The organism is Pseudomonas sp. FG29 (assembly GCF_057809355.1).
The window spans coordinates 54,365-79,154 of record NZ_JBMDJU010000014.1; the positions used below are offsets into that span (position 1 = coordinate 54,365).

The following is a 24,790-nucleotide window of genomic DNA, read 5'->3' on the forward strand; positions in this document are numbered from 1 at the left end:
TTGATAGGCAGTGAGCGGCTATCGATCATCGTGCATGGCTGTTGTACGGGAAAAAGCGGTAGTTCGGGACTCCTGAAGTTTCTTCAATCTGGATGCACTAGGTGTAGTCCGCACCATAAATGCGGGTACATGCCATGCCAAGTTGAATCAGTGCAGCACTTTTAGGATGAATGCATATTCCAACGCCACATCCTTGATCCCCTGGTAACGCCCGCTCATGCCGCCGTGGCCGGCGCCGAGGTCGGTCTTGAGCAGTAGCAGGTTGGCGTCGGTCTTGTTCACGCGCAGCTTGGCCACCCATTTGGCAGCCTCCCAGTACTGCACGCGGCTGTCGTTATAGCCGGCCACGGCGAGGATGGCCGGGTAGGCCTGGGCACGTACGTTCTCGTAAGGGGCGTAGGTCTTGATGCGTGCATAAACCTCGGGTTGGTTCGGGTCGCCCCATTCGTCGTATTCGGTCACCGTCAGCGGCAGATCCGGGTTGAGCATGGTGTTGAGTACGTCGACGAAGGGCACCTCGGCGATGGCGGCAGCGAACAGTTCTGGACGCTGGTTGAGCACGGCACCGATCAGCAGACCGCCGGCGCTGCCGCCGCTGATCGCCAGTTGACCGGAAGTGCTCAGGCCTTCTGCGATCAGGCATTCGGCGCAGGCGATGAAGTCGTCGAAGCTGTTCTGCTTGTGCTCCAGCTTGCCGTTGCGATACCAGGCCTCGCCCATTTCGCCGCCGCCGCGGACGTGGGCAATGGCGAAGATGAAACCGCGCTCCAGCAGACTCAGGCGCGCGTGGGAGAACCAGGGGTCGAGGCTTTCGCCATAGGCGCCGTAGCCGTAGAGGTAGAGTGGGGCCGGTTGGCCGGCGGCGAACACGTCGCGGCGCGCCACCAGGCTGATGGGCACCTGCGTGCCGTCGGCTGCGGTGGCCCACAGGCGGCGGCTTTCGTAGGCCTCGGCATCGAACGGGCCTTCCACCGGAGTCTGCTTGAGCACCTGTTGCGTGCCCGTGGCCAGCTCAAGCTGGCGAATCTGTGCTGGACGGCCGAGCGCTTCGTAGCGCAGGCGGATCGCCGGGCTGTGAAATTCCAGGCTGTCCTGCACGTACAGGCTGTAAGCGGCGTCCGGCAGTTGCACGCGGTAGGCGGTGGCGCCTTGCGGCAGCACTTCGAGTATCGGCAGGCCGCCCTCACGCAGGGCGAGGACGATGGCGCGCTGGTTGAGTGTGGCGCCTTCGAGCATCACCTGAGGGTCGTGAGCGCGTATCTCGCGCCAGTGTGGGCGCTGCGGAGAGGTCTCGTCGGCACTGTAAAGGGCGAAGTTGATGCCGCTCTGGTTGCTGCGGATCAGCCAGCACCACTGACCGTCGAGCATGCCGTGGTCGGCGTCGTACTCGTGGCCTTCCTCGCGCGGCGCCAGGCAGGTAAAGGCGGCTTCGGGTGTTGCAGCGTCCAGCACCCAGACTTCGCTGGTGGTCTTGCTGCCCAGTTGCAGGATCAACTGGCGCTCGGAGCTGGAGCGGTAGCAGTGCAGGAAGAAGCGCCCGTCGGCCTCCTCGAACACCGCTTCGGCGCCGAGTGTGCCGAGGCGGTGGCGATACAGCTTGTAGGGGCGATGAGTATCGTCCAGCTCGGTAAAGAACAGGGTCTGGCTGTCGTTCGCCCAGGTCATGCTGCCGTCGCAGTCGTCGAAGGGCAGTTCGCTGATTTCGTCGCTGGCCAGTTCCTTGACGAACAGGCGATAAATCTCGTCGCCGCTGGTGTCCAGGCTGTAGGCCAGGCGCTGCTGGTCGGGACTGACGCTGAAGGCACCCACCGAGAGAAAGCCGCCGTCTGCCAGGGCGTTGGGGTCGAGCAGCAGGGTTTCGCTGGCGGCGTCGGGCGTCAGCGAGCCGTCCGTCGGGCGGCGGCAGCGATAATGCCGAGGATATTCGTCGCCGGCCGTGGTGCGCTGGTAGTAGAGGTAGTCGCCCCAGGGGGTGGGCAACGACAGGTCGGTTTCGCGGATGCGTCCCTTGATCTCTTCGAATAGGGCCTCACGCAACCCCTGCTGTGGGGCGAGAACAGCCTCGAGGTAGGCATTTTCTGCCTGCAGATAGGCAAGCACCTCGTCGCTGTCACGGTTCTCCAGCCAGCGGTAGGGATCGTTGCCGGCTTGCTGGCGGGCGAGGGGGGCAGAGGGCATGGTGAGCTCCAGAACGAAGGGGCGCCGCATCGGGCAAAAGCCGTTATCATAAGCGCCCCTTTGCCAGACCTGCCACGCCGGCCCTGCTTATGATGAACGAAAACGACTACCTCCTGGCCTGGGCCGCCTATGGCTTCGCAGCCCTGGGTTGCCTGCTGGTATGGATGCGCATGACCCGCTGGATGTGGCGCTATGCCCGCGAGCCGTTGCGCGTATTGGTGGCCGTCCTGCTATTCAGCCCAACCATCGTCGATCCGGCGCGCGAGCTGTTCGCCCCGGCCATCGCCATAACCGCCATGGATGTGTTGCTCAAGGTCGGCAATAACGCCTGGCGGGCTGTCGCTGATCTCACTCTCTATGCCCTGATCGCTTTTGCCGTATACCTGGTTTTCGTCGCCATCCGCTGGCCCATCGAACATTGGTGGAAAGGGCGCCGGGACGAGCGTGGCGAGACCGGTCACGAAGATCCGCGAACCCTGCGTGAACGCATGGAAGATGACGAGGATGAACCGCTGCCGCGAGGCTATGCCCGTGAGCGCGGCGGTCGTCTGGAGCCGCGTATCTAGCACTGCGCCCCTTGCGCCTGTTCAGGCAGGCGTTCAGCATGGTGACCTCGTGGACAGGAGGTCACCATGGCGTGTGTGTTCTGTGCTATCGCCGAGCAGGAATTGCCGGCCCATCGTCTGTACGAGGACGACGACTTCATGGTGCTGTTGGATATCTTCCCGATGCGCCCGGCCCATGTGTTGATCGTCAGCCGTGTGCATGCGCCTTTTTTGCGTGACCTGCCGCCAGCGGTGCGTGACCGGCTGCTGGCGTTGTCCGAACGGGTTGCGGCGGCGCTGCGACGTGCAGGGTATGGCCGCGCGGGGATCAATCTGCTGATCAACGACGGCCCGGACGCCAACCAGCACGTTCCCCATGTACATCTGCATCTGATTCCGCGTCGCCCAGGCGACCTGCCGGCGCTGATCTGGCGTCTGCTGGTGCGTTTCCTGCCGGGTGGACGCAAGCGTCTCGAGGCGCGCCTGTCGAATGAAGCCCAATGCCTGCGCCGGGCCTTGGCTGAGGAGAGCTGAATAATGTGCGAACTGCTCGGCATGAGCGCCAATGTCCCCACCGATATCGTCTTCAGCTTCACCGGCCTGATGCAGCGAGGTGGCCGCACCGGGCCGCACCGTGATGGCTGGGGCATCGGTTTCTATGAGGGGCGCGGCCTGCGCCTGTTCCAGGATCCGCGTGCGAGCAGTGAATCGGAGGTGGCGCAGTTGGTGCAGCGCTATCCGATCAAGAGCGAGGTGGTGATCGGCCACATCCGCCAGGCCAATGTCGGCCAGGTCTGCCTGGTCAACACCCATCCCTTCAGCCGTGAACTCTGGGGGCGCCACTGGTGCTTCGCGCACAACGGCCAGTTGGCCGGGCTGGTCGGGGCGCAGAGCTTCTATCGCCCGGTGGGTGATACCGATAGCGAGGCGGCGTTCTGCGATCTGCTCAACCGCGTGCGTCGCGCCTTCCCCGAGCCGGTTGGCGTCGAGGTGCTGCTGCCGGTGTTGGTGGCCGCCTGCGCCAGTTATCGTCAACTTGGCGTGTTCAACTGCCTGCTCAGCGATGGCGACTGGCTGTTCAGCTTCTGCTCGAGCAAGCTGGCACACATCACCCGGCGTGCGCCCTTTGGGCCAGCGCAACTGAAGGATGCTGATCTGAAAGTGGATTTCCAGGCGGAAACCACGCCCAACGACGTGGTCACCGTGGTTGCCACCGAGCCTTTAACGGATAACGAGCAATGGTCGCTGTATCAGCCGGGCGAGTGGCGGCTCTGGCGTCGTGGCGAGTGCATCGCCAGCGGTAAGGCCTGATCGACAGCGCGCGGAAATTCCTCGGGAGGGAAGGATGTTCAGAAGTTACCTGCGGTTGGTGCTGTTCGCGGTAGGCCTGCTGGCCGGCGTTCAGGTGCCGGGTTTCATCGACGACTACGCCAAGCGTGTCGAGGCGCACCGGCTGGAGTCGCAGCAGAGCCTGCAGGGCTTCCGTGACACGGCGCAGCGTTTCTTCAAGGGCGATCTGGATGCCCTGGTGGCGCACTATCGCGTCAGCAACGATCCGGTGATGCAGAGCGACGCCCGCAGCGTCGGCAACCTGGTGCAGCGTGCGGCCTTGCTCGACCAGGAGTGGCAGGCCATGCAGGGCCCCTGGTATGCCCAGGCCTGGCACCTGGCCACGGGCGCTGATGGCGAACTGTTCAAGGAAACCCTCGACGCCTATCGCTATCAGGTACTGCTGACCCCCGACGCCATCACCTGGGGCGTGATCAGTGCGCTGTTGCTGGCTTGGCTCGTCGAGCTGCTGGGGTTGGCGATTGGCTGGATGTTGGGTGCCGGGCGTACACGTCGCACGCAGCAGCGGCACTGGCGCTGAGCGCAGAAAATCGCCCAACCGCCATGCACGGCAGGTGGCAAAAAGTTGCGCTGGTTCGCCTGTCGGCAGATCGAGCCGTGGTAATGTAATGCCTCGTTACATTTAACCACCCGCCGTTATGGAGTCTCCATGTCGATCAAGGATTCGATCCTGGCCGCCGCATTGGCCGCCTTCCTACCATTTCTGTCTTTTGCCCACGCTGACGATGCACCGGCAGAAGACAGCGTCGTCGAAGAAAGTGTGCAGGCTGACGAAGACGTCCAGAGCTTCGACCCCGAGGCCTTCGTCGCCAGCCTGAATTTCCAGCATGGTCGCATCGTGCTGGGCAATGACCTGGCGACCCTCAATCTGCCTGATTCACTGGTGTTCCTCGATGGCGAGAACGCCCAGCGCCTGCTGGTCGACGGTTGGGGCAACCCGCCGGATGACGTACCGCCGCTGGGCATGATCCTGCCGGCTGGCATTTCGCCGTTGGCCGATGAATCCTGGGGCGTGACCGTCGAGTATGAAGACAGCGGCTACGTATCCGACGAGGATGCCGCGGATATCGACTACGGCGACATGCTCGAAGACATGCAGGCCGACATGCGCGAGTCCAACGCCTGGCGTGAGGAAAACGGCTACGAGACAGTGCAACTGGTTGGCTGGGCTGCCGAGCCGCGTTACGACGCCGAAGGCAAGAAGCTGCACTGGGCCAAGGAGCTGAAGTTCGGCGACAGCGACACCAACACCCTCAATTACAACATCCGCGTGCTGGGCCGTAAGGGCGTGCTGGTGCTGAATTTCGTCGCCAACATGGATCAGTTGGCCGAAATCGAAGCCAATGTGCCGGCGGTACTGGCTGCGACCGAATTCAACCCGGGCCAGCGCTATGCCGAGTTCAACCCCGATCTGGACACCGTGGCTGCATACGGCCTGGGCGCGCTGGTAGCCGGCAAGGTCGCCGCCAAGACCGGCCTGCTGGCCATGCTGCTGGTGCTGTTGAAGAAGTTCTGGATCGTGCCGGTGCTGCTGTTCGGCTGGCTGGGCAAGCGCCTGGGCCTGCGCAAGAAGGAAGACGTGAGCGAACAAGTCAGTGCTCCGGTCGCGCCCGTGGCAGCGGCTGCCGAGAGCAAGCCGGAAGAACCGGTACAGGCACCTGCGCAGACGGTGATGGATCTGAACAAGCCGGATGACGCCGACAAGCGCTGAGTCAGGCGCTTGGAAAACATTCTTCGCAGCTGCGTCGTAGCTTTCGCGGCGCTGCTGACTGCCGGTTGTGGCCAGGAGGATCGGTTTGCTGCAGGCTGGGATCAGGGCGGCACGCTGCATGAGGCGACCCTACGTGACTGGGCCTTCGCCATGGATGCCAACCGCTTGGCTACCAGTGCAGACTTCGTGCGTGAGCGTATCCCCGATATGCCCGCAGTCGGTCTGCCGATCAGCAGTGCATTGGTCGAGAAATGCCTGAGCGATACGTCGCTCAGGTTCGCCGTCGACTACAAGAAGGTGCGTGAGGAGCTGGATCACTGCTTCGACTACGCCGAGAGAACCCTTGATCGGTTGGCTCAGGAATACGCAAATCAGACGCCTGCCTCCGAATAGCAAAAACGCCGCAAATCCTTGATAGGGTTCGCGGCGTTTTCGTTTTAGGTGGGCTTACTTGGACAGGTACTTCATGCCGTCTTCCAGGCCCTGCAGGGTCAACGGGTACATGCGATCTTCGATCAGCTCGCGCACCAGGCCGGTGGAGGCGGTGTAGTTCCAGGTGTCCTTGGGGTAGGGGTTGATCCAGATGATCTTCTTGAACTTCTCGGTGAAGCGCTTCATCCAGACGTAGCCGGCTTCCTCGTTCCAGTGCTCGACGCTACCGCCGGCCTGGGTGATCTCGTAGGGCGCCATGGCCGCGTCGCCGACGAACACCACCTTGTAGTCGGCGCCATACTTGTGCAGCAGATCCATCGTCGAGGTGCGCTCGCTGGTGCGGCGCAGGTTGTTCTTCCACACGCTCTCGTAGATGAAATTGTGGAAGTAGAAATACTCCAGGTGCTTGAACTCGGTCTTGCAGGCCGAGAACAGCTCCTCGCAGACCTTTACGTGGGCGTCCATTGAGCCGCCGATATCCAGCAGCAACAGCAGCTTGACCGTATTGCGGCGCTCCGGGCGCATCTGGATGTTGAGCAGGCCGCCGTCTTTCGCGGTGTGGTCGATGGTGCCGTCCAGATCCAGCTCTTCGGCGGCACCCTGACGGGCGAACTTGCGCAGGCGGCGCAGCGCCACCTTGATGTTGCGCGTGCCCAGCTCGACCTGGTCGTCGAGGTTCTTGTACTCGCGCTGATCCCACACCTTGACGGCCTTGCCCTGGCGCTTGCCGGCATCGCCGACGCGAATGCCTTCCGGGTTATAGCCGCCGGAGCCGAACGGGCTGGTGCCGCCGGTGCCAATCCACTTGTTGCCGCCGGCGTGTTTTTCCTTCTGTTCTTCGAGGCGCTTCTTGAACTCCTCGATCAGCTTGTCCAGGCCGCCGAGGCTTTGGATCTGCGCCTTTTCCTCGTCGGTCAGCAGGCGCTCGAACTCCTTGCGCAGCCACTCCTCGGGAATCATCGCCTCGATGTGTTGGTTGAGGTTCTGCAGGCCATTGAAGTAGGCGCCGAAGGCCCGGTCGAACTTGTCGAAGTGACGTTCGTCCTTGACCAGAATCGCGCGCGCCAGGTAGTAGAACTCGTCCATGTCGGCGAACACGACGTTGTGCTTGAGCGCGTTGATCAGGTCGAGCAACTCGCGCACCGACACCGGCACCTTGGCCGCGCGCATTTCGTTGAATAGGTTGAGCAGCATGGCTGCAGGTCTCCCGTTGATGCACGAACGGTTCCCTCTCCCATTTATGGGAGAGGGTTAGGGAGAGGAGCCTTTCAGGCCATATCGACGCAGCGGCTACCCTCTCCCCCGGCCCCTCTCCCGTAAGCGGGAGAGGGGAGACAAGCCTCTTAACGGCTGGCTCGGCGGGTCATGAAGGCCAGGCGCTCAAGTAGCTGTACGTCCTGCTCGTTCTTCACCAGCGCACCAGCCAGCGGCGGGATGGCCTTGGTCGGATCGCGTTCACGCAGCACGGCTTCGCCGATGTTGTCGGCCATCAGCAGCTTGAGCCAGTCCACCAGCTCGCTGGTCGAGGGCTTTTTCTTCAGGCCCGGCACCTTGCGCACGTCGAAGAACACGTCCAGCGCCTCAGCCACCAGCTCGCCGCTGATGTTGGGGTAGTGCACGTCGACGATCTTCTTCAGCGTGTCACGATCGGGGAAGGCGATGTAGTGGAAGAAGCAGCGGCGCAGGAAGGCGTCCGGCAGCTCCTTCTCGTTGTTCGAGGTGATGATGATGATCGGGCGCTGCTTGGCCTTGATCGTCTCGTCGGTCTCGTAAACGTAGAACTCCATCTTGTCGAGTTCCTGCAACAGGTCGTTGGGGAACTCGATGTCGGCCTTGTCGATCTCGTCGATCAAGAGGATCACGCGTTCGTCGGACTCGAACGCCTCCCACAACTTGCCTTTCTTGATGTAGTTGCGAACGTCGTGAACCTTGTCGGAATCGAGTTGCGAATCGCGCAGGCGGCTGACCGCATCGTACTCGTAGAGGCCCTGGTGCGCCTTGGTGGTGGACTTGATGTGCCAGGTGATCAGGCGGGCGCCGAAGGCCTCGGCCAGTTGCTCTGCGAGCATGGTCTTGCCGGTACCCGGCTCACCCTTGACCAGCAACGGGCGCTGCAGGGTGATGGCGGCGTTGACCGCGAGCTTGAGGTCGTCGGTGGCGACGTAGGACTGGGTGCCTTCGAACTTCATCGGAAAATCCTCGGAACGGTAACGCGCGGGGCCGGCCCGCAGCAGAAATTCAGAACGCGACTATAACGCGCTGCTTTGGTGGCTGTGAACGCAGACGCAGTATTCAGTCACTGAATGGCGAGTCACCCTGCTTTCGGTCTGCTGGCTGGACGCGCGCCAGGCCGCGGCATAGGCTTGGAGCTTTTCCTGCCCGCAAGGACTTCCATCATGAGTCGTATCTTCGCAGACAACGCCCAGGCCATCGGCAACACGCCGCTGGTGATGATCAACCGCCTGGGCCCGAAAGGCGTGACCATCCTGGCCAAGATCGAAGGCCGCAACCCGGCGTATTCGGTGAAGTGCCGCATCGGCGCCAGCATGATCTGGGATGCCGAGGATCGCGGCGTGCTCAAGCCGGGCATGACCATCGTCGAGCCGACCTCGGGCAACACCGGCATCGGCCTGGCCTTCGTCGCTGCCGCGCGTGGTTACAAGCTGATTCTGACCATGCCGGCGTCGATGAGCCTGGAGCGACGCAAGGTGCTCAAGGCCCTGGGGGCCGAGCTGGTACTGACCGAGCCGGCCAAGGGCATGAAGGGCGCCATCGAGAAGGCCAACGAGCTGGTCGCTGCCAATCCCGGCTACTTCCTGCCGCAGCAGTTCGAGAACCCGGCCAACCCGGCCATCCACGAGAAGACCACCGGGCCGGAAATCTGGCGTGATACCGATGGCGCCATCGACGTGCTGGTCTCTGGCGTCGGCACCGGCGGCACCATCACCGGTGTTTCGCGCTATATCAAGCAGACCCAGGGCAAGCCGATTCTGTCGGTGGCGGTGGAGCCGGTGGGCTCGCCGGTGATCAGCCAGACCCTGGCCGGTGACGAGGTCAAACCGGCGCCGCACAAGATTCAGGGTATTGGCGCGGGTTTCGTGCCGAAGAACCTCGACCTGGCCATGGTCGACCGGGTCGAGCAGATCAATGATGACGACGCCAAGGCCATGGCCCTGCGCCTGATGCGCGAAGAGGGCATTCTCTGCGGCATTTCCTGTGGCGCGGCGATGATGGCGGCCGTGCGCCTGGCGGAGAGGCCGGAAATGCAGGGCAAGACCATCGTGGTGATCCTGCCGGACTCCGGTGAGCGTTACCTGTCGAGCATGTTGTTCAGCGACATGTTCACCGAGCAGGAGCTGCAGCAGTAAGGTAGGTGCAGGCGTAGGGTGGATGTCGCTTTTCACATCCACCGCTTGGGTGGAGCGATAAAGCGCGATCCACCCGTTCTGAATGGCCGCTTTTCGTAGGAGCCCCGCCTCGGGGCGACGCTATTCGAGTTCGCGCTGCCCAGATTCGCGGCGGGGCGCCGCTCCTACAGGTTCGTGGTTCCGCAAGGCCTCTGGGTTTTCATCGCTTGTTTCCCGGATTTCATCCGGGCGACGTTTTTGCCACGCTCGGGCGCACCACCAGCCACAGGGCCAGGGCGATCAGCACGCAGCCGGGCAGGTAGTCCCAGCTCAGTGGCTCGCCCAGCAGCAACGCGCCCCACAGCACGCCGAATGGCGGAATCAGAAATGTGGTGGTGCTGGCCTTGATCGGGCCGATATCGGCCAGCAGGCGGAAATACAGCACGTAGGCGAAGGCCGTGCAGAGCAGGCCGAGACCGGCCAGCGACAGCCACACCTCGATACCGCCCCAGCTTACCGGTGGCTGCAGAACCAGGCTGCCGGCCAGCAGTGGCAGCAGGAACAGGCTGGCGCCAAGCAGGCTGGCGAAGGCGGTCAGGCGGTTATCCAGGCCGCCTTGCTGGCCGATCCAGCGCCGGGTCAGGAAACCGGCGAAGCCATAGCAGGTGGTAGCCACCAGGCACGCGCCAGCGCCCAGCAACAGTTGCATGTCGAAGGCCACCGGGCCGGTGCGGGTCAGCACCGCCACCCCTAAAAGGCCGATGAACACCCCTGTGGCTTTGCTCGGGGTAATGCCCTCATGGAAGAACAACGCACCGATCAGCACGCCCATCAGCGGCGTGGTGGCGTTGAAGATCGCCGAATAACCGGCTGGTAGGATCAGCGCCGCCAGGCAGTACATGGCCGAGGGCAGGCCGGCGTTGATCACTCCGAGTACCAGGCAGATGCGAAATTTGCCGCGAAAATCCCAGCCCGTTCTCAGCAGCAGGAGTACGGCGAGCAAGCCCAGCGTGCCGAAACTGGCACGAAAGAAGGCGGTCGGCATGCTGCCCAGTACCGGCGCGGCAACGCGCATGAAGAGGAAGCTGGCGCCCCAGATGGCGGCGAGCAGCAACAGGCGGAAGAGGTCGGCGGTACGCAAGGCGAAGTATCCGGCAGGGTGGGGGCGAGAGTGTTGCCGCTGGGCGAGGCGCTGGCAATCCACATTGCGCTTTTGAATGCCTGCACAGTGCGTTGTCGCAGGAGCGTGTGGGAGGGGCTTCAGCCGCGACGGGCGATTGCCGATTGCATCGAGCCCCATGTTGTCGGCTAAGCTCGGCTGATCACTGCGGACGAGGCGTGGGTAATGGGACAGCACTGGCCGGCTGGCGAGATCGCTCAGCTGATCCTCGAGGGTTTCGATGACTACCGCGAGCAGTTTCGGCTGATCACCGATGGCGCCCGTGCCCGTTTCGAGCACGCGCAGTGGCAGGCTGCGCAGCAAGCGTCGGCGGCGCGCATCAATCTGTACGAAGAGAAGGTGGCGCAGACCCGTGATCGGCTGCAGCAGGGCTTCGAAGCCGGATTGCTGGAGGTGGGCCAGTGGCCGTTGGTGAAAAGTGCCTACATCACGCTGATCGACCTGCGTTTCGACGATGAGCTGGCGGAGACCTGGTTCAACTCGATCTTCTGCAGCCTGTTCAGTCATGACCTGATCAGCGACGGCTGCATGTTCATCCATACCACTCGGCCATCGTTGCGCGGCCGTCCGGGTGGCGCCCAGACCCGCAGCTACCGGCCCATGGGTGAGTTGGGCGCGACCTTGCAGGCGATCTTCGACGACTATCGTTTCGACGTGCCCTACCAAGACCTGCCGCGCGATCTGCAACGTCTGGAAGAACAGCTGCGCGCCAGCCTGCCGGATTGGGTGTGCAAGGATCCCGAGCTGTGCATCGAGCTGTTCTCTTCGGTGCTCTATCGCAACAAGGGCGCCTACCTGATCGGGCGCATCTATACCCGCGATGAACAGTGGCCGCTGGCGATTCCCCTGCTGCATCTGGAAGGCCATGGCATCCAGGCCGATGCGGCGATCACCGACGAGGCACAGGTGTCGATCATCTTCTCCTTCACCCGCAGCTATTTCATGGTCGACGTGGCTGTTCCCGCAGAGTTCGTCGGCTTTCTCAAGCGCATCCTGCCGGGTAAGCACGTCGCCGAGCTGTACACCTCGATCGGTTTCTACAAGCACGGCAAATCGGAGTTCTACCGCGCGCTGATCGGCCACCTGGCCAGCACCGACGACCGTTTCATCATGGCGCCGGGTGTGCGCGGCATGGTCATGAGCGTGTTCACCCTGCCGGGCTTCAACACCGTATTCAAGATCATCAAGGACCGTTTCGCCCATGCCAAGACGGTGGACCGCAACACGGTGATCGAGAAGTACCGCCTGGTGAAAAGTGTCGACCGGGTAGGGCGCATGGCCGATACCCAGGAGTTCGCCGATTTCCGTTTCCCTAAGGCCAAGTTCGAGCCGGAATGCCTGGCCGAGCTGCTGGAGGTGGCGCCTTCGACCGTGGTGGTGGAGGGCGATACCGTGCTGATCCGCCACTGCTGGACAGAGCGGCGCATGACCCCGCTCAATCTCTATCTGGAAAGCGCCAACGAGCCACAGGTGCGCGAGGCGCTGGACGATTACGGCCTGGCCATCAAGCAACTGGCGGCGGCCAATATCTTCCCCGGTGACATGCTGCTGAAGAACTTCGGCGTTACCCGCCATGGCCGTGTGGTGTTCTACGACTACGACGAGATCTGTTTTCTCACCGAGGTGAATTTCCGCCGCATTCCGCCACCGCGTTTCCCCGAGGATGAGATGAGTTCGGAGCCCTGGTACTCGGTGGGGCCGATGGACGTGTTCCCCGAGGAGTTTCCGCCGTTCCTGTTTGCCGATATCAAGCAGCGTCAGCTATTCAGCAAGCTGCATGGCAATCTCTATGACGCCAATTACTGGAAGCAATTGCAGGAAGCGATTCGTGCAGGCAAGGTGATCGACGTCTTCCCGTATCGACGCAAGAGCCCGGTAATTTGACCGGGCCTGGTTGAAATCCGCCTTGGCAGACCTAATCTGTTAACAGACCGTTGAAAACGTCGGCGAGGCAGGCAAGACAAGGCAAAAACGGCCGAAAAAGCGCAGTTTACGTGTTGTAAATGAGCATTTTGAGGGTGTTTTTAACGCAGTATTGCCAACGCAGGTAGTTTTCCAACGGTCTGTTAGGTGAGCCCAGCGGGCTCTTCCCTTTACTTGGCAGGAGGTAGTATCCATGCTCGCCAAGCTGCAAGAACAACTGCAAGCCCTGCTACAGGCCCTTGGCCTCGTCCCGCAGCCCCAGCCCATTCGTATCAGCGAGGCCGAGCAGGAGCGCCTGCGGCGCGAAGCGCGTCAGCGCCGCTGAAGCTTTTCAGGCGAGCCGATGGGCGTCGAACCAGGCGTCTATCAGCTCGCGCATTCGCTGCCCCGAAAAACTCGCGAAATGCCCGCCGTGTACGGTGCGTACCGGCAGTTCGCGCAGGCGCGTCAGGCTGTGCGCGTAATCCTCCAGATTCGAATGGTAGGCGTCCTCGATCAGCGGGCCGTCGTAGAGGATGTCGCCGGAAAACAGCGTCTGCGTACTCGCTTCCCACAGGCTGATGCCACCCGGTGAGTGGCCGGGTGTGTGCAGCACCTGCAACACCCGATTACCCAGATCCAGCACGTCGCCATCTTCAATCAGGCGCGTGGCCGGTGCCGCTCGGACGCTGTATTCGGCGTAGCACAGCGGGCAATCCGGGTGCGCCTCGAACATGTCGTCGCCGACGAAGTCCGTCGCCAGGGTATTGGCGCCATCCGGCGCGGCCAGAATGTCGGCCTCGGCCGGATGCACCAGGCGCTCATCGAATTCGTGATGCCCGGCGATATGGTCGAAGTGGCAGTGGCTGGCCACCGCCAGCAGCGGCTTTTCGGTCAGCCAGGGCAGTTGCTCGCGCAGGCTGACCAGGCCGGAGCCGGAGTCGATCAGCACGTCATGTTCGCGCCCCTGCACATGCCACATGTTGCAGCGGTAGAAGGGGCGCACGTATGGCTCGTGGATCAGGCAGATGCCGTCGTGGCGGTGTTCCACCTCGAACCAGCGGTCGCGACTGACGATTTTCATGACGGGGACTTGCCTCATTGGCGGGTTGCACCCGCCCCTACAGATTCGTATGGCGGGTAGGGCGGGTGCAACCCGCTACGATTGTCATCACGCTACGCCAGCTGTGCTCGCGGCACCAGCACCCAGCGACGCAGCACGGCGTAGCTGGCGGCGGTGAGCAGGAACACCGGCAGCGAAGCACCCCAGGCCAGCGGCGAAACCCAGCCCCAGTAGTAGGCCAGCACCGCGCCCAGGCCATAGGCAACGAAGGCCGCCGGGTTGAAACCGTTCAGGTAACGGTAGCGGCCGCCATCCTCGCTGAGCAGTTCGTCCACGGCGTACTGGCCCTTGTGGATCAGGAAGTAGTCGGCGATCAGCACGGCGAAGGCCGGGATGAACACGCTGCCGATCACCAGCAGGAAGCTCTGGAAGTTGTCGAGGATGCCGGGGATCTGCGAGCCAAGGATCGACAGCACGCCGATGGCCAGTGCTGGCTTCCAGAACGGTGTTTTCGGGCTGATGTTGAGGTACGACAGCGAGGCGCTGTAGACGCACATGACGTTGGTGGTCATCACCGAGAGGAACACCACGATGGCCGCTGGCAGACCGAAACCGAAACCGGCCAGCAGCACCGCCGGGTCGTAGGTCTGCTCCATGCCGGTGAGCACCGAGAAGCCCGATACCGTGGCGCCCAGGCCCATGGCCAGCAGGGTGGCGGCGACATAGCCGACCCAGGTGCCGACCGCCGCCACGCCCTGGCTGCGACAGTTGCGGTTGTAGTCGGCGGCCAGCGGAATCCAGGAGAAGGCGGTGGCGATGACGATATCGAAGGCGACACCGGGGGTGATCTCGTTACGCGGCTCGGTCGGCATGGCCAACAGATTGGCGAACTCGAATTTCTGCCCCATCACGTAGAACACCGCACCGGCCAGCAGGAGCATGCCGATGGCGGCCCAGCGCTCGACCCGCTCGATGCCCAGGTGGCCGCGCAGGGCGATCAGCAGAACCAGGGTTTCGCAGAGGATGGTGAACAGCGGCAGGTTGGAGTAGCCGGTCAGGTGCTCCACCGCGTAGTTCAGGCTCATGCCGGCCAGCAGCGCCTGGATCCAGCTCCAGGCCAGCAGTGTCAGCAGGTTGACCAGCGAGGGCAGCTTGGCGCCGCGCGAGCCGTAGCTGCCGCGTGCCAGCACCATGGTGGTGAGGCCGGAACGCTGCCCCATCAGACCGACCAACACCAGCGGCAGGATGCCGATGCCCGAGCCGATCAGCACGATGAGCATGGCCTGGGTGAATTTCAGATCCGGCACCAGCAGCATGCCGGTGAGGATGGTGGTGACCACCACGTTGGCGCCCAGCCACAGGGCGATGGTGCCGCCCAGGCCGAGACTGCGATGCGCCTGGTCGGTAGGGGCAAGGCCGTCCTGGCCGAAATGCTGGCTGAGATTCTTGAACATGGAACGACTCTCCGATGCTTGCTTATTGATGTTGTTGGTACGGCAGTCAGTGATGCAGCTGAGTCTTGTGGTTATGCCCGTAGCCCGGATGCAGTCCGGGGGCGGGATGTTGCGGCCAAAGCCCCTCCCACGGAAAGCGAGGCTCCCCTGTGGGAGGGGCTTTAGCCGCGATCAATGTAATCAGGGATGAAAGGGCGCGGCCTCCTGCACTTCGATGATCAAGGGGCGGTCTTCAGGCGCGCTACGCAGCAGCTCGGCCAGATGCGCGTGGTCGCGCGCACGCTCGGCGGCGCAGCCAAAACCACGGGCGATGGCCAGCAGATCCGGGGTGTAGATGTCGACGGCAATCGGGGTGATATCGCGGCGCTGCATGTAGCGCTTGATCTCGCCATAACCGGCGTTGTTCCACAGCAGCACGATGATGCCGACCCGCGCTTCCACGGCGCTGGCCAGTTCGGCGATGGTGAACTGGATGCCGCCATCGCCCATCAGGCTGATCACCGGTCGCGCCGGCTCGGCCAGCCTGGCGCCGATGGCTGCTGGCAGGCCGTAGCCGAGGGTGCCGTAACCGGTGGAGGCGTTGAACCAGCGCCGCGCGCCGTCCAGCTCGACCAGATGATTGCCGCTGTACACGGTCTGCGTCGAATCGCCGACGAAGCGGGTATCGGGCAGGGCATCGAGGATGCAATCGAACAACTGCCGGTAGTGCGCCCAACCACTGAAATCTTCGGCCAGACGCTCCTGCACGGCGGCGGTACGCTGGGCACCGGGACTGTGTTCGCCTGGCTGACGGGGATCGAACTCGGCCAGCAGCATGCGCATGGCCAGGCGCGCATCGCCCTGAATCGCCAGGTGTGGAGTGAAGTTGCGCTGCAGTTGCTGGCCGTCGATGTCGATGCGGATCAAGCGGCCAGGCAGGCGGAAGTCGCCGTCGAACACCACGTCGTAGTCGGTCTCGCCCAGCTCGGTGCCGATGGCCAGCACTACATCGGCCTCCAGCGCCAGGTCGCGTACCGGGCGCAGCGACTGGTTGCTGCCCAGCAGCAGCGGATGGCCCGGCGGTAGTAGGCCCTTGGCGTTGATGGTCAGCGCGGTGGGGGCGTCCAATGCGGCGGCCAGGGCGCGGGCTTCGGCTTCTGCCGCGACGCAGCCACCGCCGAGCAGCAGCAGAGGACGTTCGGCTTGCTTGAGCAGCCCGGCGGCTTCGCGAATCAGCGTGCGATTCGGTGCCGGACGGCGCAGCGTCGGTCGCGACGCCAGAGGCATGTGCGTAGCGTCGGCGGTGATGATGTCCAGCGGCAGCTCGATATGCACCGGGCGCGGCCGTTCACCCTCGAATACGGCGAAGGCACGGGCCAGCACGCCAGGCAGTTCCTCGACGCTCATCAGGGTATGGCTGAATGCAGTGACGCCTGCCGTTATCGCCCGCTGGTTGGGCAACTCGTGCAGGTAGCCCTTGCCCAGGCCCAGGCGCGACCGCTCGTTGACGCTGGAGATCACCAGTATCGGGATCGAGTCGGCGTAGGCCTGGCCCATGGCGGTGAGGATATTGGTCATCCCCGGCCCGGTGATGATGAAGCACACACCCGGCTTGCCCGAGACGCGCGCGTAGCCGTCGGCCATAAAGCCGGCGCCCTGTTCGTGGCGTGGGGTGACATGGCGGATGCCGCTGGTCGGCAGGCCACGGTAGAGCTCCACGGTATGCACGCCGGGAATGCCGAACACGGTGTCGACACCCCAGGCTTCGAGTTGTCTGACGAGAAATTCGCCGCAGGTGGTCATGGGCTGCTTCCTTCCGCACGGGACAGATAAAGGGGCGAAGGTGAGTGCATCACCTTCGCCGAATCCCGCCCGAGGGCGGGCATTGCATGAGGCGTTTCAGAGCGCATGGCTGGCTGCCGCGCTACGTGGCGACAGCAGGCTGGCGACGAAGAAGGTCGCGGTGCCGATCGCCAGGCTGTAGTAGATCGGCGTATTGGCATCCAGGCCGTCGAGGAACATGAACAGCGCCGCAGTCAGGCTGCCGCACAGCATGCTGAGGATGGCGGCGAAGGTGCTTGCACGCTTGAAGTAGATCGCGCCCAGCAGGGGCACCAGCATGCCGCCAACCAGCAGGTTGTAGGCCAGGGTCAGGGCGCTGATCACGTCACTGACGACCAGAGCGATGGCCAATACGACGACGCCGAGCAGCAGGGTAAACACACGGTTCTTGTGCACGTCGCCGTCCTCGTCCCGGCCACCGAACAGCGGCCACAGATCCTGCGCGGCGGTAGTCGAAGCCGCCAGCAGGCCGGCGCTGGCGGTGGACATCAGGGCGGCCAGGGCGGCGGCAATGACCAGGCCACGGACACCGTCTGGCAGGCTGTGCTGGACGATGCTGGCGAAGGCGTTGTTGACGTTGTCCAGCTCAGGCAGCAGCACCTTGGCGGCCATGCCGATCAGCGCGGCGGCCAGGCCATAAAGCACGCAGTACAGGCCGGCGGTGGTGCCTGCGATGCGGGCGACACGTTCGCTACGAGCGGTGAACACGCGTTGCCAGATGTCCTGGCCGATGAAGATGCCGAGGAAGTAGATCAGGAAGTAGGTGACGATGGTGTCCCAGCCGATGCTGGTGAAGGAGAAGTAGCTGGCTGGTAGGGTGGCGACCAGCGTATCCCAGCCGCCGGCATCGCTGATCGACAGTGGCATGAGGATGAAGACCAGGCCGACGGTCATGATCAGGAACTGGACGATATCGGTGAGCGTCAGCGACCACATACCGCCGATGGTGGAGTAGGCGACCACGATGCCGCCGCCGACCAGGATGGCGACCCAGAACGGCATGCCGAACAGCACCTGCATCACGGTGCCGATGGCGATGGTCGAGGTGGCGGCGATCATCAGCGCGTAGACCAGCATGATCACGGCGCTGGCGTGGCGCGCGGTCGGGTTGTAGCGGCGCTCCAGCACCTGGGTGACGGTGTAGATCTTCAGTTTCAGCAGCGGTTTGGCCAACAGCAGGCTGATGCCGACGATGCCCAGGCCCAGCGCGGCGCACAGCCAGAAACCGGAAATGCCGTACACATAGCCGAGGCGTACCGTGCCGATGGTAGAGGCGCCGCCGAGCACGGTGGCGGCCATGGTGCCGAGGTAGAAGCCGGGGCCCAGGTTGCGGCCGGCGACCAGATAATCTTCACGGGTTTTCGCGCGGCGCATGCCGTACCAGCCGAGTGCGAGCATGGCAGCGACGTAGAGCAGAACGACGAATAGATCTAAAGCCATGTTGGCTCTCCAGTTCTTGTAGTTGTTGTGGCCTGAGCAGCAAGGATCTACCCGGCGCTCAGGCGAGGCGCCGGGTTGAAAGGGAGGCGCCTTAGCGGCGTTGAACCCCGGGCAGCACGCAGAGCATTTCGTACAGCAGGTTGGCGCCCAGCAGCGAGGTGTTGCCGGTGGTGTCGTAGGGCGGGGAGACCTCGACCAGGTCGCCACCGATCAGATCCAGGCCCTGGCAGCCGCGGATGATCTCCATCGCCTGGATGGTGGTCAGGCCGCCGATCTCCGGGGTGCCGGTGCCGGGCGCCCAGGCCGGGTCGATGCCGTCGATGTCGAAGGACAGGTACACCGGACCGCCGCCGACCTTCTCGCGCACCTCGGCCATCAGCGGCGCCAGCGACTGGTGCCAGCACTCTTCGGCCTGCACCACGCGGAAGCCCTGCTTGCGACTCCAGTTGAAGTCCTCGGCGGTATAGCCCTGGGCGCGCAGGCCGATCTGCACCACGCGCTCGCTGTCGAGCAGGCCTTCTTCCTGGGCGCGGCGGAAGGTGGTGCCGTGGGCGATCTTCTCGCCGAACATGTGATCGTTGACGTCGGCGTGGGCATCGACGTGCACCAGGCCGATCTTGCCGTACTTCTTGTGCAGGGCGCGCAGGATCGGCAGGGTGATGGTGTGGTCGCCGCCCAGGGTCAGCGGCTTGATGCCGAATTCGACGATCTCGTCGTAGGCCTCTTCGATGATGCGTACGGCGTCGAGCAGGTTGAAGGTGTTGATCGCCACGTCGCCGATATCGGCGACGTTCAGCGAGTCGAAGGGAGCGGCGCCGGTGGCCATGTTGTAGGGGCGGATCATCACCGACTGGGCGCGGATCTCGCGCGGGCCGAAGCGGGTGCCGGAGCGCAGCGAGGTGCCGATGTCCAGTGGCACGCCGACGAAGGCGACGTCGAGCTGGCGTTTTTCCTCGGGGCTCTGGATATGGGGCAGGCGCATCATGGTGGCGATGCCGCCGAAGCGGGGCATTTCATTGCCGCCCAGGGGCTGGTGGAAGGTCTTGTCCATGGGTAGGCCTCAGGCTCGTTCTGGTTGTGGCCGGATTCTCGGCCAGTCAGGTATCGGGAAGAATCAGTGGTGGCAAAAACTTAGTTCAGGATTTTTTGAACTTATGGCGTGCCCCTTTCTGGGCGGCTGTAGGGCGGGTGCAACCCGCCATCCCTATGCGGCGGGTTGCACCCGCCCTACAAGCGATAGCTGGAATCGAGACGATCGAGCTTGCGCAACCAGGCCTGCCAGATCAGCTGGCGCTGCCATTCGGCGCCCTGCAACTGCTCGCAGGCGTGCTGCGCCAGGTGCGCGGGTATCTCGCTGCAGGGCTGGCCACCGCCGGTGGCGGCGAGCTGGATCTCGCAGGCGCGGTTCAGGTAATGCATGACGTAGAAGGCATCGGCGACGCTGGCGCCGACGCTGAGCAGGCCGTGGTGGCGTAGCAGCAGGGCGATGTTGTCGCCCAGCGAGGCCTGGATGCGCGCGCGTTCGTCCAGATCCAGCGCTACGCCTTCGTAGGCGTGGTAGCCCAGGCGCCCGTGGAATTCGGTGCTGATCTGGTTGAGCTGCAGCAGGCCATGATCCTGAGCGGCCACCGCCATGCCGGCCAGGGTATGGGTGTGGATCACGCAGTGTGCGTCGTCGCGGGCCATGTGCACGGCGCTGTGGATGGTGAAACCGGCTACGTTGTAGTCGGCGTTGCCCTCGACCACCTTGCCGTGCATGTCCACCACGATCAGGTCGCTGGCGCGAATCTCCTCGAAGAACAGGCCGAACGGATTGATCAGAAAGCGCGGCTCGCCGTCACCCGGCAAGCGTACGGAAAAGTGCGTGTAGAGGGTGTCGTCCCAGCCGAACAGGGCAGCCAGGCGGTAGGCTGCGGCCAGGTCGCGACGCAGGGTGGCGATGTCGTTCATGCGTTCTCCAGGCCGATGAAGCGGCGTACGCGTTCGTGGTTGCCGGTGCGGATAGCCTCGGGCGAGGCGTCGAGCTGGACATGGCCGTTTTCCATGAACAGCACGCGGTCGGAAATCGACAGGGCGAAGTCCATCTCGTGGGTGACGATCATCATGGTCATGCCTTCGCGGGCCAGGTCGCGGATCACCGCGAGCACGTCGCCGACCAGTTCCGGGTCGAGCGCCGAGGTGGGCTCGTCGAACAGCATGATGTCCGGCTTCATCGCCAGAGCGCGGGCGATGGCCACGCGCTGCTGCTGGCCGCCGGAAAGCTGGTGTGGGTACTTGTTGGCGTGGGCCAGCAGGCCGACCTTGTCCAGCAGCGCCAGGGCCTGCCGGCGCAGTTCGGCGGTATCGCCCAGGCCGTGGTAGCGCGGCGCGAGCAGCACGTTGTCGAGGATGGTGCGGTGCGGGAACAGGTTGAAACTCTGGAACACCATGCCGATGCGCCGCACGCCTTCGCGCTGGCGACGGTTCTCGGGGCGGTCGCCGGCCTGGATGAAGGCTTCGCCGAACAGCACGATCTCGCCTTCATCGATGCTTTCCAAGCCATTGACGGTGCGGATCAGCGAGGTCTTGCCGGAGCCGGACGGGCCGATGATGGAGATCACCTCGCCAGGCTGCACGCTGAGGTCGATGCCCTTGAGCACATGGTGGTCGCCGTAGTGCTTGTGGATGTTGCTCAGGTACAACGCCGCCGGGGCTCCGGGCTGGCGAATCTGCGCGCTACCGGCCGTTACCTGCGGCAGGCTGCTGCGCAGTTCGGCCATCTGGGCTTCACCCAGGGTACTCGGTTTACGCCGGCTAAGGTCGAGATGGCGCTCCAGGTACTGCAAGCCCCAGCCGAACAGGCTGACGATCAGCACGTAGTACACCGCCACCGCGCCGAGGGTTTCCAGCACCAGGAAGTTCTGCGCGTAAAGGCGCTGACCGACCAGCAGCAGCTCGCTAAGAGAAATCACCGAGACCAGCGAGGTCAGCTTGACGATGGTCACGTACTCGTTGGTCAGGGTCGGCAGGGCGATGCGGAAGGCCTGCGGCACCACGATCAACCGCTGCGCGCCGAGCCGGCCGATGCCGAGGGCACGGGCCGCCTCGCGCTGGCCCTTGGCCACCGAAAGCAGGCCGCCACGGTGAATCTCCGCCATGTACGCCGCTTCGGTCAGCACCAGGGCGAACAGGCCGGCATAGAAGGGGTTGGACAACACCTTGCCGCTGGCCGGGATGAGCTGCGGCAGGTTGTAGACGAAGATCAGCAGTACCAACAGCGGCACGCTGCGGAAGAACCACACGTAGATCGCGGCGGGCGCGCTGAGCCAACGGCTGCTGGCCTGCTTGGCGCTGGCCAGGCCGAAGCCCAGCACCAGGCCGAGCAGCCAGGCCAGGCTACTGAGTTTTACCACCGTCCAGCACGCGGCCCAGAAGGCCGGCATGGAAAACAGGGAGAAGAAATAGCTCCATTCGAACGGCATATGGGGCACCTGCGACTCAAGCCGAAAAAAGGCCGCTGGCCTGAGCGAGCACCGGCCAGCGGGGTGAAGCGGTCATGCCATGCAGCGTCCGTGGGCGAGCCATAAGGCTCATCCACGGGTTGGTTTCAGGCTTCTTCCAGGTTGTATTTCTTCAGCAGTTCGCTGTACTCGCCGCTGGCCTTGAACTCGTCCAGAGCGGCTTTCAGGGCGTCGAGCAACTGCTTGTTGCCCTTCTTCACGTAGATGCCCAGCACCTGCGGGTAGATCGAGCCCTTGGAACTGATGGCAATGCGGCCCCGGGATTTTTCGACGATCAGCAGCGAGGCAGCGTCGATCTCCAGGTGCGCCTGGATATGGCCGGAGAGCAGCGCCTGGGAGGTTTCCGAGGTGGTCGGGTACTGGTTGATGGTGATGGCGCCGGCGCCTTTTTCCTTGCAGTAGCCGTCGGAAACCTTCTGCAGTGCCGGAATCCACGAGGTACCCTGTTGCAGGCCGACGGTCAGGCCGCACAGCTCTTCTGGGGTAGCCGGCTTCTTCTCGGCGTCGCTGCGCACCATGATCGCCGCACCGGTCTTGGCGTAGGGGATGGCGTCGGCTTTCTCCAGGCGCTCGGGGAGGATGTACATGCCGGAGATGATGGTGTCGAAGCGACCGGCGTCGAGGCCGAGGATCAGGTTGGGGAAGGTGATGTCGCTGAAGCTCGCCTCCATGCCCAGACGCTTGGCCAGGGCGGCTGACACTTCCGGGTCGAAGCCTTTCACTTGGTCGCCTTCGTAGTATTCGAACGGTGGGTAGGTGATTTCCATGCCCACCTTCAGCTCGCCGCTGGAGAGGGTCTTGGGCGTTTCGGCGGCGTGGGCGGTGCTGAACAAGCCAGCGAGGGTGCAGGTCAGGGCCAGGGCGGTGGTGCGTAGCGGGGTACGGTTTGCCATTGTGTTTATCTCCGGATCAATTTTTGTGTTGGCAGCGTGGAAAGTCACAGCGCGCTCGGCTGGTGCTTCAGGTGACCGAAGCTGGACGGTGCGCGGGCACGTTCGGGCAGCTGCAACTGGCCGTCTTCGACGCGCTTCTTGAGGTATTGGTAGGTCTGTAGCGCTTGGCTCCACATGTGCTCGCCGATGCTGATGGTTTCGTAGCTCTGGCCGGTGGCCTCGAACTGCGGCAGCGGGCGGATTTGCGTGTGGTAGTCGCAGGCATAGAAGAAGGGGAAGGAGTAGCGCTCCTGGCTGACCTTGCGCACGCGGTGCGAGGTGGCGACGAAGGTGCCGGCGCTCATCACCTCGAGCATGTCGCCGATGTTGACGACGAAGGTGCCTTCGCGCGGCGGTGCGTCGATCCACTGGCCAAGGTCATTCATCACCTCCAGTCCCGGGCGGTCGGCGAGCAGGATGGTGAAACACTCGTAATCGGTATGGGCGCCGATGCCGGGGGCGTCCTGGGCGTCGCCATCAAAGGGGTAGTGGATCAGGCGCAGCTTCGACGGCGGGAAGTTGGCCATCTCGTCGAAGGTGTTTTCCGGCACGCCGAGGGCCAGGGCGAAGCCGCGAAACAGCGTGCGGCCAAGCTGGAAGATGCGCGCGTAGTAGGCCTGCACCGCTTCCTTGAAATTGGGCAGGGTGGGCCAGTCGTTTGGCCCCAACAGCGGCGTGCCAGCCAGTACCAGCGGATTGTCGGCGGGGACTTCGAAGCCGATGTCGAAGGCTTCCTTGTGATCCGGCTTGCCAGTGCCGTAACGCTCCTCGCCCTCGGGCACGAAGCCCTTGTGGCTGGCCGAGGCGCCGATGTAATGGCGCATCTTGGTGTCCAGTGGCTGGGCGAAGTAGTCCTCGGCGGCGCGGTGCAGGCCATCGATCAGCGTCTGCTCGATGCCATGGCCGCTGATGTAGAGAAAGCCCACCTCACGGGCGGCGCGGCCCAGGTTCTCGGCCACGGCCAGGCGCGCGGCCGGGTCGCTGCTGAATAGGCCGGCGATGTCGACCACGGGGATTTCGGTGAAATGCTTGGCGTTGGTGTTCATCACGGCTCCTCAGCGACTGGTGAAACGGTGGAAGTGCTGGCGCTCGCAGCGCGCCATCCACTGGTTGAGCTGCCACAGGTCGGCCACCGGCATGTCGGTGAAGGGCAGGTGGTGCAGGTAGCCGTCGGGGCCGAACTCGGGGGTCAGGGTGGTGGTCTGCAGGCCGCGTTTTTCCTGGCTGCTCCAGATGCTTTCCCAGTGGCGCTGGTGGAAGGCCAGTACCTCGGCGTATTCCGGGGCGCCGGGGTGTGGCACCTGCGGGCCCTGGTCGTAGCCCACGCGAGCCTGGATGTGGTCGACTCGCTCGATAAAGGCGGAAAGGTCGTCGGCGGGATCGTCGAGCAGGCGCTCGCAGGTCACCAGCCAGTGGCTGATGTCGCTGGTGAAGCGCAGTTCGGGCACCTGGCGGATCACGTCGAGAGTGACCCAGGGGCTGTACAGCGAGCGGCCACGGTGAATCTCGAAGCACACCTTCAAGCCACTGGCATCTGCCAGTTCGACGGCACGGGCGAAGAAATCGACCTGCTCGCTCAGCGACCAGCGATCGTTGCCGGGCAGCACGTTGACCAGCCGTGGGCCGAGTTCGGCGGCCCAGTCGAGCTTCATGCGCAGGTCTTCGAGGTGCACCTGCGGGCTGTCGCTCTGACGCGGCAGCACCGGGGTGGAGGTGAACAGGGTGGCTATATAGGGGACGTTCTGCTCGCGCAGCAGACGGGCATTGATGGCGCGCTGCGCAGCGGTCTCGGGAATGCGCGCTTCGAGTCCGTCGAAGCCGGCACCGAGCGCTTCGTCGAGCGCTTGCTGCCAACTGCCGCGATAACCCCAGAGGGTGCGGAAAATTTCCAGTCGCATGGCCGTCTCCTGGAGAGGGCGAAGGTCAGCGGCAGAT

General features: G+C 63.8%; 23 protein-coding genes. 9 read left to right on the forward strand and 14 right to left on the reverse strand.

Translation table 11 applies throughout. From position 1 onward, the window contains the following. Positions 1–147: 147 nt before the first annotated feature. Positions 148–2,178: a S9 family peptidase gene (locus ACODS1_RS15415; RefSeq protein ID WP_489086348.1), complete on the reverse strand. Its 2,031-nt coding sequence runs from the start codon at positions 2,176–2,178 to the stop codon at positions 148–150. An 89-nt stretch (positions 2,179–2,267) separates the two neighbouring features. Here ACODS1_RS15415 and ACODS1_RS15420 point away from each other — a divergent pair, with 89 nt between their 5' ends. From ACODS1_RS15420 to ACODS1_RS15445, 6 genes are all read left to right on the forward strand, one after another. Continuing rightward, the gene (locus ACODS1_RS15420; protein WP_489086349.1) at positions 2,268–2,744 is read left to right on the forward strand and encodes an MFS transporter; all 477 of its coding nucleotides are present in this window, start codon (positions 2,268–2,270) and stop codon (positions 2,742–2,744) included. A 66-nt stretch (positions 2,745–2,810) separates the two neighbouring features. After that, the gene (locus ACODS1_RS15425) at positions 2,811–3,257 is read left to right on the forward strand and encodes an HIT family protein (RefSeq protein WP_322979065.1); all 447 of its coding nucleotides are present in this window, start codon (positions 2,811–2,813) and stop codon (positions 3,255–3,257) included. Between the two features lie 3 nt (positions 3,258–3,260). Beyond that, the gene (locus ACODS1_RS15430; protein ID WP_322979064.1) at positions 3,261–4,034 is read left to right on the forward strand and encodes a class II glutamine amidotransferase; all 774 of its coding nucleotides are present in this window, start codon (positions 3,261–3,263) and stop codon (positions 4,032–4,034) included. 34 nt (positions 4,035–4,068) lie between these two features. Continuing rightward, the gene (locus ACODS1_RS15435) at positions 4,069–4,593 is read left to right on the forward strand and encodes a DUF2937 family protein (protein ID WP_489086350.1); all 525 of its coding nucleotides are present in this window, start codon (positions 4,069–4,071) and stop codon (positions 4,591–4,593) included. A 129-nt stretch (positions 4,594–4,722) separates the two neighbouring features. Continuing rightward, positions 4,723–5,784 carry a DUF2167 domain-containing protein gene (locus ACODS1_RS15440; RefSeq protein WP_489086351.1) on the forward strand — a complete coding sequence of 354 codons (1,062 nt, stop codon included), beginning with the start codon at positions 4,723–4,725 and terminating at the stop codon, positions 5,782–5,784. 9 nt (positions 5,785–5,793) lie between these two features. Further along, positions 5,794–6,177: a hypothetical protein gene (locus tag ACODS1_RS15445; protein ID WP_489086352.1), complete on the forward strand. Its 384-nt coding sequence runs from the start codon at positions 5,794–5,796 to the stop codon at positions 6,175–6,177. Between the two features lie 54 nt (positions 6,178–6,231). Here ACODS1_RS15445 and ACODS1_RS15450 read toward each other — a convergent pair whose 3' ends face one another. Then, the gene (locus ACODS1_RS15450; protein WP_489086353.1) at positions 6,232–7,410 is read right to left on the reverse strand and encodes a vWA domain-containing protein; all 1,179 of its coding nucleotides are present in this window, start codon (positions 7,408–7,410) and stop codon (positions 6,232–6,234) included. A gap of 149 nt (positions 7,411–7,559) precedes the next feature. Continuing rightward, positions 7,560–8,405 carry an AAA family ATPase gene (locus tag ACODS1_RS15455; protein WP_277700451.1) on the reverse strand — a complete coding sequence of 282 codons (846 nt, stop codon included), beginning with the start codon at positions 8,403–8,405 and terminating at the stop codon, positions 7,560–7,562. Positions 8,406–8,612: 207 nt separating this feature from the next. Here ACODS1_RS15455 and cysK point away from each other — a divergent pair, with 207 nt between their 5' ends. Further along, positions 8,613–9,584 (forward strand): cysteine synthase A, encoded by a 972-nt coding sequence (gene cysK / locus ACODS1_RS15460; RefSeq protein WP_489086354.1) that lies wholly within the window; start codon positions 8,613–8,615, stop codon positions 9,582–9,584. 220 nt (positions 9,585–9,804) lie between these two features. On the opposite strand, the gene ACODS1_RS15465 is transcribed toward cysK, so the two are convergent. Beyond that, positions 9,805–10,704 (reverse strand): DMT family transporter, encoded by a 900-nt coding sequence (locus tag ACODS1_RS15465; protein ID WP_489086355.1) that lies wholly within the window; start codon positions 10,702–10,704, stop codon positions 9,805–9,807. Positions 10,705–10,908: 204 nt separating this feature from the next. Here ACODS1_RS15465 and aceK point away from each other — a divergent pair, with 204 nt between their 5' ends. Continuing rightward, the gene (gene aceK, locus ACODS1_RS15470) at positions 10,909–12,627 is read left to right on the forward strand and encodes a bifunctional isocitrate dehydrogenase kinase/phosphatase (RefSeq protein WP_489086356.1); all 1,719 of its coding nucleotides are present in this window, start codon (positions 10,909–10,911) and stop codon (positions 12,625–12,627) included. A 232-nt stretch (positions 12,628–12,859) separates the two neighbouring features. Beyond that, positions 12,860–12,991: a PA1414 family protein gene (locus ACODS1_RS15475; protein ID WP_017362870.1), complete on the forward strand. Its 132-nt coding sequence runs from the start codon at positions 12,860–12,862 to the stop codon at positions 12,989–12,991. 6 nt (positions 12,992–12,997) lie between these two features. On the opposite strand, the gene ACODS1_RS15480 is transcribed toward ACODS1_RS15475, so the two are convergent. The 10 genes from ACODS1_RS15480 to ACODS1_RS15525 form a co-directional block, all read right to left on the reverse strand. After that, a complete protein-coding gene (locus ACODS1_RS15480; protein ID WP_489086357.1) occupies positions 12,998–13,729 on the reverse strand; it encodes an MBL fold metallo-hydrolase in 732 nt (243 codons plus the stop codon). Positions 13,730–13,821: 92 nt separating this feature from the next. Continuing rightward, entirely contained in the window at positions 13,822–15,162 is a 1,341-nt protein-coding gene (locus ACODS1_RS15485) for a purine-cytosine permease family protein (protein ID WP_489086358.1), read from the reverse strand. Positions 15,163–15,342: 180 nt separating this feature from the next. Next, the gene (locus ACODS1_RS15490; protein ID WP_489086359.1) at positions 15,343–16,944 is read right to left on the reverse strand and encodes a 5-guanidino-2-oxopentanoate decarboxylase; all 1,602 of its coding nucleotides are present in this window, start codon (positions 16,942–16,944) and stop codon (positions 15,343–15,345) included. A gap of 96 nt (positions 16,945–17,040) precedes the next feature. Then, positions 17,041–18,423, reverse strand: coding sequence for a sodium:solute symporter family protein (locus ACODS1_RS15495; RefSeq protein WP_489086360.1), 1,383 nt, complete (start codon positions 18,421–18,423; stop codon positions 17,041–17,043). Positions 18,424–18,514: 91 nt separating this feature from the next. Beyond that, entirely contained in the window at positions 18,515–19,474 is a 960-nt protein-coding gene (speB, locus tag ACODS1_RS15500) for an agmatinase (protein ID WP_489086361.1), read from the reverse strand. 176 nt (positions 19,475–19,650) lie between these two features. Then, positions 19,651–20,373: a class II aldolase/adducin family protein gene (locus ACODS1_RS15505; protein ID WP_489086362.1), complete on the reverse strand. Its 723-nt coding sequence runs from the start codon at positions 20,371–20,373 to the stop codon at positions 19,651–19,653. After that, complete coding sequence (locus ACODS1_RS15510; protein WP_489086363.1) at positions 20,370–21,884, reverse strand: amino acid ABC transporter permease/ATP-binding protein; 1,515 nt, start codon at positions 21,882–21,884, stop codon at positions 20,370–20,372. The genes ACODS1_RS15505 and ACODS1_RS15510 overlap by 4 nt, the downstream gene beginning before the upstream one ends. A 125-nt stretch (positions 21,885–22,009) precedes the next feature. Beyond that, positions 22,010–22,816, reverse strand: coding sequence for an ABC transporter substrate-binding protein (locus tag ACODS1_RS15515; protein ID WP_489086364.1), 807 nt, complete (start codon positions 22,814–22,816; stop codon positions 22,010–22,012). Positions 22,817–22,860: 44 nt separating this feature from the next. Then, complete coding sequence (locus tag ACODS1_RS15520; RefSeq protein ID WP_489086365.1) at positions 22,861–23,901, reverse strand: isopenicillin N synthase family dioxygenase; 1,041 nt, start codon at positions 23,899–23,901, stop codon at positions 22,861–22,863. 9 nt (positions 23,902–23,910) lie between these two features. Then, positions 23,911–24,753, reverse strand: coding sequence for a sugar phosphate isomerase/epimerase family protein (locus tag ACODS1_RS15525; protein WP_489086366.1), 843 nt, complete (start codon positions 24,751–24,753; stop codon positions 23,911–23,913). Positions 24,754–24,790: the final 37 nt, after the last annotated feature.

What these genes read in the sequence shown, in the direction of transcription:
- ACODS1_RS15490 (WP_489086359.1), bottom strand. Translation starts at nt 16,944, where the DNA reads ATGACCACCTGCGGCGAATTTCTCGTCAGACAACTCGAAGCCTGGGGT.
- ACODS1_RS15420 (WP_489086349.1), top strand. Translation starts at nt 2,268, where the DNA reads ATGATGAACGAAAACGACTACCTCCTGGCCTGGGCCGCCTATGGCTTC.
- ACODS1_RS15475 (WP_017362870.1), top strand. Translation starts at nt 12,860, where the DNA reads ATGCTCGCCAAGCTGCAAGAACAACTGCAAGCCCTGCTACAGGCCCTT.
- ACODS1_RS15415 (WP_489086348.1), bottom strand. Translation starts at nt 2,178, where the DNA reads ATGCCCTCTGCCCCCCTCGCCCGCCAGCAAGCCGGCAACGATCCCTAC.
- ACODS1_RS15435 (WP_489086350.1), top strand. Translation starts at nt 4,069, where the DNA reads ATGTTCAGAAGTTACCTGCGGTTGGTGCTGTTCGCGGTAGGCCTGCTG.
- ACODS1_RS15520 (WP_489086365.1), bottom strand. Translation starts at nt 23,901, where the DNA reads ATGAACACCAACGCCAAGCATTTCACCGAAATCCCCGTGGTCGACATC.
- ACODS1_RS15440 (WP_489086351.1), top strand. Translation starts at nt 4,723, where the DNA reads ATGTCGATCAAGGATTCGATCCTGGCCGCCGCATTGGCCGCCTTCCTA.
- ACODS1_RS15455 (WP_277700451.1), bottom strand. Translation starts at nt 8,405, where the DNA reads ATGAAGTTCGAAGGCACCCAGTCCTACGTCGCCACCGACGACCTCAAG.
- cysK (WP_489086354.1), top strand. Translation starts at nt 8,613, where the DNA reads ATGAGTCGTATCTTCGCAGACAACGCCCAGGCCATCGGCAACACGCCG.
- ACODS1_RS15495 (WP_489086360.1), bottom strand. Translation starts at nt 18,423, where the DNA reads ATGGCTTTAGATCTATTCGTCGTTCTGCTCTACGTCGCTGCCATGCTC.
- ACODS1_RS15430 (WP_322979064.1), top strand. Translation starts at nt 3,261, where the DNA reads ATGTGCGAACTGCTCGGCATGAGCGCCAATGTCCCCACCGATATCGTC.
- ACODS1_RS15515 (WP_489086364.1), bottom strand. Translation starts at nt 22,816, where the DNA reads ATGGCAAACCGTACCCCGCTACGCACCACCGCCCTGGCCCTGACCTGC.
- ACODS1_RS15425 (WP_322979065.1), top strand. Translation starts at nt 2,811, where the DNA reads ATGGCGTGTGTGTTCTGTGCTATCGCCGAGCAGGAATTGCCGGCCCAT.
- ACODS1_RS15485 (WP_489086358.1), bottom strand. Translation starts at nt 15,162, where the DNA reads ATGTTCAAGAATCTCAGCCAGCATTTCGGCCAGGACGGCCTTGCCCCT.
- ACODS1_RS15510 (WP_489086363.1), bottom strand. Translation starts at nt 21,884, where the DNA reads ATGCCGTTCGAATGGAGCTATTTCTTCTCCCTGTTTTCCATGCCGGCC.
- ACODS1_RS15525 (WP_489086366.1), bottom strand. Translation starts at nt 24,753, where the DNA reads ATGCGACTGGAAATTTTCCGCACCCTCTGGGGTTATCGCGGCAGTTGG.
- aceK (WP_489086356.1), top strand. Translation starts at nt 10,909, where the DNA reads ATGGGACAGCACTGGCCGGCTGGCGAGATCGCTCAGCTGATCCTCGAG.
- ACODS1_RS15505 (WP_489086362.1), bottom strand. Translation starts at nt 20,373, where the DNA reads ATGAACGACATCGCCACCCTGCGTCGCGACCTGGCCGCAGCCTACCGC.
- ACODS1_RS15450 (WP_489086353.1), bottom strand. Translation starts at nt 7,410, where the DNA reads ATGCTGCTCAACCTATTCAACGAAATGCGCGCGGCCAAGGTGCCGGTG.
- ACODS1_RS15480 (WP_489086357.1), bottom strand. Translation starts at nt 13,729, where the DNA reads ATGAAAATCGTCAGTCGCGACCGCTGGTTCGAGGTGGAACACCGCCAC.
- speB (WP_489086361.1), bottom strand. Translation starts at nt 19,474, where the DNA reads ATGGACAAGACCTTCCACCAGCCCCTGGGCGGCAATGAAATGCCCCGC.